At 51.3% G+C, this 12107-nt stretch carries 10 protein-coding genes; 4 read left to right on the forward strand and 6 right to left on the reverse strand.

The window, feature by feature from the left end; genetic code table 11:
• Window positions 1-361: 361 nt before the first annotated feature.
• From NQU17_08200 to NQU17_08215, 4 genes are all read left to right on the forward strand, one after another.
• Complete coding sequence (locus NQU17_08200) at window positions 362-5089, forward strand: cytidyltransferase (protein ID UUM10666.1); 4728 nt, start codon at window positions 362-364, stop codon at window positions 5087-5089.
• A 44-nt stretch (window positions 5090-5133) separates the two neighbouring features.
• Window positions 5134-6360 carry a lactate dehydrogenase gene (locus NQU17_08205; GenBank protein ID UUM10667.1) on the forward strand — a complete coding sequence of 409 codons (1227 nt, stop codon included), beginning with the start codon at window positions 5134-5136 and terminating at the stop codon, window positions 6358-6360.
• Window positions 6357-7184, forward strand: coding sequence for a PHP domain-containing protein (locus NQU17_08210; protein ID UUM10668.1), 828 nt, complete (start codon window positions 6357-6359; stop codon window positions 7182-7184). Before NQU17_08205 ends, NQU17_08210 begins: the two co-directional genes overlap by 4 nt.
• A 234-nt stretch (window positions 7185-7418) precedes the next feature.
• Window positions 7419-8135, forward strand: a complete 717-nt coding sequence (locus NQU17_08215) for a hypothetical protein (protein UUM10669.1) — start codon at window positions 7419-7421, stop codon at window positions 8133-8135.
• Between the two features lie 255 nt (window positions 8136-8390).
• Here NQU17_08215 and NQU17_08220 read toward each other — a convergent pair whose 3' ends face one another.
• The 6 genes from NQU17_08220 to NQU17_08245 form a co-directional block, all read right to left on the reverse strand.
• Window positions 8391-8819, reverse strand: a complete 429-nt coding sequence (locus NQU17_08220; protein ID UUM10670.1) for a transcriptional repressor — start codon at window positions 8817-8819, stop codon at window positions 8391-8393.
• Window positions 8820-8832: 13 nt separating this feature from the next.
• On the reverse strand, window positions 8833-9753 hold the full coding sequence (gene hprK / locus NQU17_08225) for an HPr(Ser) kinase/phosphatase (protein ID UUM10671.1): 921 nt from the start codon (window positions 9751-9753) through the stop codon (window positions 8833-8835).
• The gene (locus NQU17_08230; GenBank protein UUM10672.1) at window positions 9737-9967 is read right to left on the reverse strand and encodes a DUF896 domain-containing protein; all 231 of its coding nucleotides are present in this window, start codon (window positions 9965-9967) and stop codon (window positions 9737-9739) included. Before NQU17_08230 ends, hprK begins: the two co-directional genes overlap by 17 nt.
• 411 nt (window positions 9968-10378) lie before the next feature.
• Window positions 10379-10897 carry a hypothetical protein gene (locus NQU17_08235; GenBank protein UUM10673.1) on the reverse strand — a complete coding sequence of 173 codons (519 nt, stop codon included), beginning with the start codon at window positions 10895-10897 and terminating at the stop codon, window positions 10379-10381.
• Window positions 10890-11159, reverse strand: coding sequence for a DUF1292 domain-containing protein (locus tag NQU17_08240; GenBank protein ID UUM10674.1), 270 nt, complete (start codon window positions 11157-11159; stop codon window positions 10890-10892). Before NQU17_08240 ends, NQU17_08235 begins: the two co-directional genes overlap by 8 nt.
• Before the next feature lie 417 nt (window positions 11160-11576).
• Complete coding sequence (locus tag NQU17_08245) at window positions 11577-11936, reverse strand: hypothetical protein (GenBank protein UUM10675.1); 360 nt, start codon at window positions 11934-11936, stop codon at window positions 11577-11579.
• Window positions 11937-12107 lie beyond the last annotated feature (171 nt).

Consider the following 12107-nt stretch of genomic DNA (forward strand, 5'->3'; position numbering starts at 1 on the left):
AAATATCAAATACCGCGCCAAATGATATCTTCTCCTCAGACTAAAGAATTATTCCCCTTTTGATTCAGTTATTATTTCCAGATTCTGGTTTCGGACTCTAATTTGAAGATTCCAGTGACAGTGCTGCCTGATTCCTGATTCTGATCACGGAGTCCTGATGATAAAGTCCTGATGCTGGATTGAGATCCCCGTATTCTAAATTTTAAGAACGGAAAAAATCAGAAATGAGCAGGCCGATTGGTGAAATTATGACAAATCTAATAACATTCAGCCATTGGGACGAAAACAGGCGAAGATGGGCAAGCATTCCGCGCCAATGGCCATTATAATGATAGATAAGCAGAACCACGGAGGTGACGATATGAACCTGGAACAATTGGAAAATCGCCTGGCCGAGATCTTGAAAGGGAAAAATCTCGGAGGTCCCCGTACCTTGGCCAAGGCATTGATCCGGGAAGGGAGCAAAGACCGCTATTCCCTGGCTTCCATGGAACGGGCACTGGGTCTCGAGATTCCCAAAGAGGCCTTTTACGAGTACGTTGTGACCTATGCCTATCCGGATCAGGCCCGGGCCGTGGACTCCAGAACAGCCCGCCAATTTTCCGGTTTACTGGAAGTCTATTCGGCGTTGACGGACTACTTTAAGACCCTCGGGGGCGATGACTTCATCGGCCGCCACCCCTTCCATTTTTTGACCCGGGATGAACTGGCCAGCCTGCCCGATGACGAATACCGCAGCTTCCTCGAAGCGTTCAGCCGGGACCGGATCTATGAAATTATGAAACTGTCCCGGGAGATCTTTGGCTACAATACGCTGGATCACGTGCTGGGCGTTCATTTTGTCGCCATGCACATCGCGCGCCAGTTCCGCCGGCTTGGATTCAACATCGACCTGGGGCGTGTCTCCGGTGCAGCCGCAGGTCACGACATCGGCAAGTTCGGCGTACTGAAAAAAGACAGCCGACGAGTTCCCTACCTCCATTACTATTATTCGGACCTCTGGTTCCGGCGGCATGACATCCACTATATCCGCAACATCGCCGTGAACCATTCCACCTGGGATCTGGAACTGGAAAACCTGTCCCTGGAATCCCTGATTCTGATCTATTCCGATTTCCGGGTTAAGAATCTCGAGGGTTCTCAGCCGCTTGAGATGCACATCTATCCGCTGGATGAATCTTACGATATTATTCTCCACAAGCTGGACAATGTCACACAGGAAAAAGCCAACCGTTATCAGAAGGTCTACAACAAGCTCCATGACTTTGAGGAGTATATGGAGGCCAGCGGCATCATTACAGATCCCTATTCCCGCGAGACACCGGTATACCGTGAAATCTACCGGGATGACCTGGCCCTGACCTTCGGCGCTCAGCTTCCGCACACGCTCAAATTCTTTGCCGTGCGGCACAACACCAGCATCATGTGGCTGTTGAAGGATGAAAAGAGCCTTGGCACGCTGCTGGAGGAAGCCCGGTCTTCCAACAGCTGGCAGGATCTGCGCGAATATGTCAGAGTTTTTGAAGAATACAAGACGTATCTGACTCAGAAGCAGAAGCTGCAGACCCTGGAATACCTGAAGGAGAACCTGGTCCATCCGGAAGATGACATCCGGCTCCACTCGATCCGGATTATGGGCGAACTGATCGCCAGCTATGATGAGGATTATCGAAAGGAACTGCCGGAGGGAGTTGTCCCGGACACCGGCAGCACCGGCGGTCCGGAACTGTTCCTGGATCTGATGGATTACCTCATTCACCCTCCGGTTCAAACCATCGACAGTCATCGCCACATGCTGGGGCATTCCCTGGGTCAGCTTCTGGCTGCTCTGTTTCCCGAACTTCCGACAAAGGACTCCGCTTATGTGCGAAAATATTCCGATCTGTTCCTGGATCGTTTCGCCAGAGCTCCTCAGGAAGACCCGGAAACATCACTCTATCTTCTGGAAGCAGCCAAATACCTGCCCAAAGCCGCCCGACCCGAAACCATGCCGGTCCTGGCCCATTTTCTGAAACACGGCGACCGCTGGCAGATTATCCTGAGCCTGGAACTGATCGGACGCTACGAAGCGAATGATCTGGACGCTGAGGTCCTGCATCCGCTGCTGACTGGTCTGATCTACCGGGATGAACTTGGCCGAACCGTGACTCAGCTCCTGCTCAAGGTTTCCAACCGCTTCCTGACACAGGAACAGCGGCAGGTGCTGCTAGGCTTCATGGAGAATTCCAAGGACCGGATTCCCATTGTGTTCCTGTCCAACCTCAAGACCGCCACTCACTGGTCCCTTAAGCGAAATCAGCTGAAACTGCTCCTGTATTTTTCCATTACCCGGGATGATGTGTCCACCATCAATACCGCGATCCATCTGTGCAACCTGATCAAAGTATCCGCCTTTGAAACGGTCCGGCGCAGCGCCGGAAATGCCCTGCTGGCCCTGATGAATCACCTGAATGCCTTCGAACGCAATGAGGTGGTGGTGGAACTGATCCGCGCCCTGGAGATTGAAGGACAGCGCTTCACCCAGTACATCCCGAACTTTTTAGGCCGGGCCATGCTTTATCTGGAAGACCGCGAACTGTCCGAGACCATCGATGACATGGAAGAAAAGATCAAGGTCGCCAAGCCTGAACTGAAAACCCTGATTCTGAACACCGCGGGCACTGCCCTGGCTTTTTACCGTCAGTTCCAGGACAAGTTTCTTAAAGAGCACACAGCAGACCATCTGAATGCCCTGATCGGCATTCTGCTGTCGGCCCTGGCCGACCCGGACAGCCAGGTGCGGCGAACCGCCATGACAGTAATCGGTCGCCGGCTGTTTGCCAATCCCATCCTGTCCATTGATCATCAAGCCGGATTCTTCCACGATCTGGCGAAAAAAATCGTTGTTCTGACCCATGAACAGGATGGCGACTCCCTGACCTTCATGTCCAATGCAGCTGCCTTTAATCATATTTACCGCTTCATGGGCGACCATGAAATGGCTCGGGGCGATCTGAAGGTCCGCGATCGGGGACGGTACGCCTTCTTCGCCGGCTCCTTTGATCCCTTTACGCTGTCCCACAAAGCAATTGCCCTGCTGGCCCGCGACATGGGCTATGAAGTCTACCTGGCTGTGGATGAATTCTCCTGGTCAAAAAAGACCCTGCCTAACAAAGTTCGCCGTCAGATCATCAGCATGAGCATTGCAGGCGAGGAAGACCTCTATCTCTTTCCGCAGGGAACGCCGATCAACATAGCCAATGATCAGGATATCGATCACCTGCGCCAGCTGTTCCATGACCAGGTGACCATCCTGTGCGGGTCCGATGTCGTGCTCAACGCCTCCGCCTACCAGAATCAGAAAGCCGTGGCTGCTCTGCCCCATGTGGTCTTTCTGCGCAATGAGCCGGCCGAACACCTGAACCTCATGAGACAGCGACTCGGCGAGTACCGGATGCTCAATCTGCCGGATGAGCTGAAAACTATCAGTTCCTCGCAAATCCGGGACTACATCGACGAGAACCGGGACATTTCCACGCTGATTGATCCGCTGGCTCAGTCCTATATATACGACAATGGCTTCTATCAGAAAACCCCCATTGAAAAACCAATGGCCCGGTTCAACAACCTGAGGCTGTCCGTCGAAACCAAATTGACGGCGGAACTCGAGCAGGAACTGGCTGGACTGTTCCAGGGGGAACCATCCCTGGCGGGCCTGATTCGGCAAACTCTGGTGAAACCGTCCGGCCGGATCATGATCCTGCGCGATCATGACCGCAACGAGCTGGCCGGACTGGTGCTGGTCCACTGGACTCGAACGTCCATGTTCCTCAAGGAAGTGCCCCATGTATCCCTGGCTGACACTCTGCGTCATTCCACGCTGGGCCGCCTGGCCACCATTGACTATGCCTGGGTGGCAGCTCATGACGAGCAGCGCGATTACCATCAGATTCTTTTAACCGAAGCGCTGTCCTTCCTCATTGCCCGGGACTATGAGAACTGCCTGTACAATCCGAAGCTTCCGGTCAAAGATCCGCGCATTGAAGAGACCCTGAGTCTGTTTAATTTCAGTCGTCTGGACGAAGCAGGCCGGCGGCTCTATATGGTGGACATGACCGCCCCGGTGGTTTTGAACCTGGATTTGGAGAATATTCTGAAAGAGCCCTTCCGCAGCTCCCCCATCATCCGCCGCGCCGTGGTTCGTACGCGCTGCCGCCTGCAAGGCGCCCTGGGCGACCTGTTCCCCGGCAAACTGATCATTCCGCTGGAACCGCTGATGCTCCATCAGGCCATGATCCGGAAAATCACCTCAGAAAACAAAGTCCCGCCGGTGGAAGGTCCCCGGCGAGAACTGGGCAAATACATGTGTGTCCCTTACGGGGATCTCTTGGATGACCACCTCATCCCCAATACCGTCACCAAGTCACTGCATACTGAAAAATACTATGAGCCGGATCTGACCACGTTCTCGATTCGGGAACTCCCCTTCTACCTGAACCTGGAAAATCAGGTCAAGACCATCAAGTCCTTCAACCGGGACCTCATCCTGGTAGATACTCTGACTCACAAAGGGTACCGTATGGATGCCCTGAATCCGCTGCTGATCAAGCATGACCTCCGGATCCGCAAAATCATATCCGGCATCGTGTCAGCCCGCGGGCGGGACCTGATTGAAACCATGGGCCACAAAATCGACTCCATCTATTACTTCCCCAGAATTCAGTCATGGTTCAACGAAAACCAGCTGTATCCCTTCCTGGGTGGCGACTCGATGTGGCGGGGCCATTTCCCCGAGCGCAACCTGCTGCCCAGCATCAACCTGATTCTGCCCTATACCTTTCCTTCCTTCCTGACTTCTCAGCCCCGGGAAGAAGTCATCCGCCTCTCAAGGATCTGTCATGAAAACGCCCTGGAGCTGTTCCGGGTCATTGAAACCGAGTATAACCGCCTCAATGCCCGCAAAATGACGCTCAGGAATCTTGGTCAGGTCATCACGATCCCCCGGTCGGTGGATCCCGGCGTCGGAATTCACTATGATCTGACCCAAAGCCCTTCTACCTTTATTCAAAATAATCTGGAAAACCTGATCCGGCTCAATCCCCTGGTGTGACCGCCACGGGGTGGCCGTTCAGGCAATCTGCCTGGAGGTACGCTATGCATCAATGCCAATGGAACGGAACAACCTTCCTGGTTCCTGATCAATATACGAAACAGGTCCGGAACCGGCTGGGTGATTCCGTCACTCTTCACCCCCTGACCGATCTGACACCCCTGAAATCGAGTAGAAGCCTGAATCTTCTGGTCGACGACCATCGCTTCACGGGCCGCTTTCTGGCCAGAAATCTTGATTTCTGCGGAAATGGCCGCCCGTTCCCACTCCTGATGGATCCGGGCCCCGCTCCGGACCACAGTTTCACGGCTCACATCAATGACGGAGAGGTCCTCTATCAGGTCCTAAATCTGGCGGAAGGGAAACTGGCGCCGGAAAGTCCGGAATCATACCGGGTCGTGATCTGCGGCCTGGGCGATGTCGGTGGCACCCTCTCAACCGGTCTGAGGCTGCTGGGTGACGAAACCATCTCTGAAATTCTGCTTTATGACCGCAGCGAATCCAAGCTGCAGCGCTGGTACCGGGAAGCCTCTCAGATTCTCAAGCCGGATGGCTCCTATATGCCGCCCGTCCGGATCATTGAAAAAAAGGACCTGTTCCAGGGCGATGTCTTCATTTTCTGCGTATCTGCCGGCGTTCCGCCGCTGGGTGAAGAAGCTGGGCGCGATGTACGGATGATCCAGCTTGAAAGAAACGCGGAGATCCTCAAAGAATATGTCAAGTTGGCCCAGGAATGCGATTACCAGGGTCACTTCTTCATCGTTTCCGACCCGGTGGACCAGCTCTGCATGACGGCCTGGCAGAGCGGCAGCCTGCACAGTCAGCAGATCCGGGGATTCGGCCTCGGCGTCATGTACGCCCGGGCAGTCTTCCACGCCAATGAACAGAATCTGCCCATGGACGAACTTCGGGTTTATGGACCGCATGGCGAAGGACTTCAGGTACTCGACCGCATTACAAAGTATCATGAAGCCCAGTCTGAGCTGCTGACCGAGAAAACAAGGACCGAAAACCTGACCATCCGCGCGACCGGCTTCAAGCCTTACATCGCGCCGGCTCTCTCCTCCGGTGCCCTGTCGATTCTGGCCTGTCTGAAGGGACAATGGCATTATTCCAGCACCCTGATGGATGGTGTCTGGTTTGGAGCACGCAACCGCCAGCATGGCCATTACAATGAATACGAAGCCTTGCCCCTGACCGAATCCTTTCTGGGAAAACTGGAGGCGACCCGAGTCAATCTGATCAACTCGATGACAGGAGTGACCCCATGAGCATCGAACTGCACTGCCACACCACCGCTTCGGACGGCTTGTACAGCCCGGCTGAACTTGTGAAGACAGCCCTTGCGGCAAATGTGCGCGTTCTGGCCGTGACCGATCATGATACGACCAAGAGTCTGGCGGAAGTAGCCAGACTGTGCGCAAATACTTCGGTTTACTTCATTCCGGGCATCGAACTGTCCACCTGGAATGGAGAGGAAAGCATTCATCTGTTGGGATATTTTCGCGGCAGTGACTATCAAAACCGGGAACTGACAGAACAGCTGGAATCTTTTCAAACCCGCCGAACGGAACGTGCCAGGGAGATTCAGGAACGCCTGAAAATCCACTACGGTTTGGACATCGACTTGTCCCTGCTGCCGCATCAGGCGGGCGCTTCCATTGGCCGGGCCAACATTGCCCGCCTGATCCAGGAAAAGTATCGAATTCCAAAAGACGAAATTTTTGCCCGGTTCCTTGGAGACCATACCAAGGCCTTCATCCCCTCCTCCAGAATGCCGGTTCAGGAAGGAATCCAGCTGTTGAAAGCCGCCGGAGCCACCGTGATCCTGGCCCACCCGGGAGAGCTGCGCAAAAGCAGCTTCGCTGAGTTGTTCGAACTGGATTTTGACGGAGCGGAATGCTACTACCCGAATCATAGCCCCCGACAGACCCGGGAGTTCCTCCAGGCCTGTCATCGAAAGAACCGCCTCGTCACCTGCGGCTCTGATGATCATGGCATCCAGGGAGACAAAAAGCACGGAACACTGGGAAGCACCCTTTATGATCCGGCAGAAGTAGAACCTTTTCTGAGGCGCATGATCCAGGCAGAATGATATCCTTAAGCGACGAACCGAATGAAGCAACGGGACGTAGCCGTCACCCGGCCGTCCCATTATAACCAACGATCCGTCCAATGTCATCGCGCTGGGAAGCTTGCGATTCATGGGCTTCTTCCCTTGGATAGCTTGCAGCGTAGCACCCAACTCAATATTGAAAGATACCCGTCCGATTGAACCGGCCAAGACAAATTGGCAGCTGAATACGAGACGAACCAAGGAGATCACCAAATGAACCTCAAGGAAATGAAAAAAGCCAGTGACAATCTGCACCGGCAATTGAATCAGAAAAATGACTATCGCATGACTGAAGTCATCCGATACCTGAAAGATAAGGACCTTTCCACCCATCAGTTTGAGACTCTCCGCCTGGAGCTGCTGAAACAGGCAGTGGCGGCCGAAGAAAAGGGAAAGCCGGCCGATTCGGCGTTTGGCTATGATTACCGCAAAGCCGTGGACTCTATGGTTCAACAATTGCCGCCGATCCCGCCAGCCGAGCGCTTGGGCGAAGCCTTCCGGTTGTGGGGCATGTTGGTTCCCATTCTTTTCGGAATTTCTGTCGGCAGCGACCTGATCCTGACATTGACGGGAAGCAGTGACAGCCCCTGGACATGGTCGGTCACAGCCAATGAGCTCGTGTTAGGCCTCCTCATCATCGGTCTGGCCATTTCCATCACCAGCCTGTTCAGCCGTTTCAAGCTGGAACGCGATCCGGATTTTTTCTCGAAGAAGGAGGGCAACCGTCTGCTCGATTTCATCCGCAGCTACGGCTCCAGCCTCCTCTGGATGCTGCTCTGCTTCGGACTGATGTTCCTGCTGAAGGATCGTCGCCTTCTAACCTTGCCCCTGCCTTCAGCCGGAGCGGCTGTTCTGATCGTAACTGCAGTCTACTTCTACATCCTGCGCTTATTTGAAAATCAGGCCGCACAGTCCGCCAGGGCTGACTAGACTCCTTCATTCCAGGATATCTGTCATTCCACATGCAGACAGACTATTCCGCTTCCTAACATTGTGACATGCCTTTTTCCAAAAGGAAACCAGCCCATTTCCAGGTGGAATGAAATCTCCTGCAGAGACCTGACTTTTATATTCCCTCAGACCTTCACCTCTTTGTCTGGCTGTCTGTCAATGCAATGAAGCCCTGAATTTCCGTTTGTCGGAAATCAGGGCTTCATTCATTCTATTTGCCATATTCGGCTCCGATCAAATAACTTTGCTGGTTTTTGATTCCATACAGGCAGAACAGACGCCGGTAAAATTGATATTCTGGGTCTCCACCTGGCAGCCCGCCAGTTCTTTTGAGATCAGATGAGGCGGAATTTCTATTTCCACGTCAAACACCTGGTGACAGGCATCGCATTTAAAATGGGCATGAGGCTTGATGGGATGAAGGTCAAAGCGTGATTCGTTGCCTTCAATCGGAATAATATCGATCAGTCCGTGTTCATTGAATAAATTCATGGTGTTGTACACCGTAGCTTTGGATAAAGTGGGAATGTCATGAATCAAAGCCCAATAGATGTCATTTACGGTGGGATGAATGGGGTTCTGATGCAGGAATTCATAAATGCGTTTGCGCTGGTAGCTCGGCTTAATGCCTTTTTCCCTCAAAAAGATGTCAATATTTCTCAACCTGATAACCCTCCTATGCGTTACGTGTCGCTAATTCTGTGATGCGTTGGTCAATAATTTCACTTGGTGTCAGTCGTGCTGTTTTGGAGTAACGATAGTTGGCCGCCGCAGCTTCAATGATGATGGCAATGTTCCGTCCGGAGCGTACAGGAATGGTCAGTTTTTTTACGTCGACACCCAGGATGTTTTGGTATTCGTTGATTCCGAGCCGATCATAGGTTCCTTCCTCTTCGCCTTCCCAGCGCTGCAGGTGAATGATGAGATCCACGTTCTTTGCCTGGGAGGTCGACGAGAGTCCATACAGTTGGGTTATATCAATGATGCCCATACCGCGCACTTCCATCATGCCGAACGTAATTTCGGGGCAGTACCCAGTCAGGACACCATCTACTTCACGAACATCCACCGCATCATCGGAAATCAGACGATGACCGCGCCGGATCAGTTCCAGGGTAGCCTCCGACTTGCCCACGCCGGAATCACCGGTAATCAGCAAGCCGATGCCGTGAACATCGATCAGTCCGCCATGAAGACGCACTTCCGGTGCCATTTCATTGGCCAGGTATACTGTCAGTTTCGAAATGAACTTGGATGAGCTCTGGTCTGTTCGAAGCACCCATTGCTGATTTTTCTGAGCTGCTTCCAAAAGTTCGGAATGGGCTTCCAGTTTTCGGGTGATGATGATGCAGGGCATCTCATTCTTGAAATAGCGCTGCAGTCTTTTTTTACGCAGAGCTGGCTCCAGTTCATCCAAAAAGCTCCATTCGCCGTTTCCGATGACCTGAATGCGATCATTGTCAAAATAATTATAAAAGCCGGCCAGCTGCAATCCCGGACGGTTGACATCCTGAACGGTAATCAGGTTATCCACGGTTCCGGGAACCAGAATTTCCAGCTTGAAATCGTCGATGAGTTTTTTAACTGTTACTGCCATCCTCGCCACCATCCGCATATGTTATATCCGTGTTGTCCAGGGTAGCGCGCAAGTTGCGCCCGATTCGCCGAATGTATTCCTTGCGGTAAAGCGCGCGTTCCTGTGTTTCCAGTTCAGTCAGTTCCCGGATCCGGGAATTGGCTGTAAATTGATTGATGCCTTTGATAAGATCATCCAAAGCCATCGATTGAAGTTTATTTTCTAAATCTGTCATGATTCTAATCCTCATAATTTTTCTTTTATAGTATAACACTTATTTGATGAAATACATATTTATATTCAAACCAGTCTGTAAAATGCATGCGATTTTAGATTAGTATACCTTTTATTTTTGAGTTTGTGAAAATTCCATCCGAAATGATTATGCAAAAATAATATGCTGCACCGTCTGAATCAGGCGATGCAGCATATGATGGATTCCCTTGTGCCGTTCCCTCATTTATTCATACCCGCCGAAGCAGGTGGGTTTCCTTCACCGCCGTCCATGGTCTTCTAGGTTCCAGTGGAGCTAATACTGACCGGACAGGCAGATTTGTTGAATCCCGTAGTAGAAACGTAGGTTGAATATAGATGAGTTATACGAACACAAGAGGATGTTTTCTGAGTTAATTATACCATGTTTTTTCTAGATATCCAACTCATCAAGGATGTCTTCGATGTTGAGCCCCTTGCCTTTTTCGAAGATCAGAGCGACGAACTCATAGGACTCATACTCCTCGTCATCCATGTCATATCCGACGTACTGGACTTCCATTTCCAGATCGTCCTGGATCTCTTCCAGGATCTCGCCAACGTGGTCGATGGCAATCTCGGAAAGGTATTTCTGTCTGGCATCGCCGAGGAATTCATCCTCTTCATCATAAGCCAGATCTTCGTCTGTCAGATCTTCTTCCTCAATTTCATCCAGGACATCTCCCAGATCACTTTCTTCTTCGGCTTCATCGTCCATGTCCTCTGCGGGACCATCATCAAAGCTTTCTTCCTCTTCTTCGGATTCAGCAAATTTCTGAGCTGCGGTCAGTTCATCCTCATCAAAATCATAGTAAAACCGAACCAGGGTCAGCCCGTCTTCTTCCTTAATGATTTCAATATCGGACAGCTCGGCTGCTTCCAGTGCTTTTACAATTAATTCTTTCTTACTCATGAGCTCCTCCTTTTCCTTCGTCATATAATAACCGGGAATATTCCTTTTTAACTTTCAAAAATTCTTCATCTGAATCCAGGGCATTGAACTCCTCGGTGCCTTCTGCTGACCGGTCTACCCGCAGCACGAACTCATCCTCGTCGGATCCCAGCGGTGCCAGAATCAGGTATTCCTGCTCCTCGAGAAAAATCCGAGCGACCGCTTCCAGTTCAATCAGGTTGCCCTCTTCATCTTTAAATTTCATAATGTTTTTTTCTTCCAATTTACCATCCCTCCTTGACCAATTAAATCATAGCATGAAATCCCCGCTCCAGTCGCCGGGTTCCATGAAAAACTGCTCCATCCCTTCGATTTTGACGTCAGTTCTCAGATCCGATAATCCAGGAAAGCGGTCTCGATGTGTTGGTCGATTTGCTTTCACTCAATCCCGGAAAAAAGTCAGAATTTCCAAGCGACATCATTCACTTAACGAACCGCGAGCAACAAACAGCGTGCCGCGAACAACGGACATCGAACAGGGTTCTAGGTTCTAAGTTCTAGGGTCTAAGGTCTAAGTTCTAGGTTCTAGGTTCTAAGTTCTAGGTTCAAGAAAAAATTCAATCGATCACGAACATTGATCAGCCAGGCTCACTGAGTTCACGTGGAAAGGCTGCCGGAAGGCAGCCTGATATCATTTGTTTTATTTGTTGAACCGATCCTTCAAATCTTTTAATTTGTCTTCGGCGAAATCCTTGAGGTCCTCTGCCTTGTCCTTGAGATTTTCTCCCAGACCCCCGCTGGCTTCCTTGACATCTTCGAGCACATCTTCCAATTTCTCTTTGATGGGCCGATCGGATGTAACGCTTTCCTTGACGTCCTCAAACAGATCCTTTGCTTTGTCCAGAAGGTTGTCTGCTTCGTCTTTTACATCTGCTGCTGTGGACTTTACACTTCCGGCTACTTCATCGGTCTTATTGTCAGTGATTTTGCCATAGGCTTCCTGGACTTCCCCTTCAACTTTATCCTTGAGATTTTCCGCTTTGTTTTTTAAGTCTTCCATGAGAACTCTCCTTTCAGATCTGGTCTTTGCCAGTGGATTACTATTACATTACAGGAAAACCATTGCATCCGTTTGAATAGTTTGTAAATATTTAGCTCAGATCTCTCAGGTGAGCCGGAACAGGGCTGGTCCCGTAAGCTGGAACCGGTAAACCGTCCGATCGGATTGATC

Source organism: Clostridiaceae bacterium HFYG-1003, from assembly GCA_024579835.1.
Lineage (GTDB): Bacteria > Bacillota > Clostridia > Clostridiales > Clostridiaceae > JG1575.

Coding starts and splice junctions, on each gene's coding strand:
- NQU17_08200 (UUM10666.1), top strand. CDS start 362: ATGAACCTGGAACAATTGGAAAATCGCCTGGCCGAGATCTTGAAAGGG.
- NQU17_08205 (UUM10667.1), top strand. CDS start 5,134: ATGCATCAATGCCAATGGAACGGAACAACCTTCCTGGTTCCTGATCAA.
- NQU17_08210 (UUM10668.1), top strand. CDS start 6,357: ATGAGCATCGAACTGCACTGCCACACCACCGCTTCGGACGGCTTGTAC.
- NQU17_08215 (UUM10669.1), top strand. CDS start 7,419: ATGAACCTCAAGGAAATGAAAAAAGCCAGTGACAATCTGCACCGGCAA.
- hprK (UUM10671.1), bottom strand. CDS start 9,753: ATGGCAGTAACAGTTAAAAAACTCATCGACGATTTCAAGCTGGAAATT.
- NQU17_08230 (UUM10672.1), bottom strand. CDS start 9,967: ATGACAGATTTAGAAAATAAACTTCAATCGATGGCTTTGGATGATCTT.
- NQU17_08235 (UUM10673.1), bottom strand. CDS start 10,897: ATGAGTAAGAAAGAATTAATTGTAAAAGCACTGGAAGCAGCCGAGCTG.
- NQU17_08245 (UUM10675.1), bottom strand. CDS start 11,936: ATGGAAGACTTAAAAAACAAAGCGGAAAATCTCAAGGATAAAGTTGAA.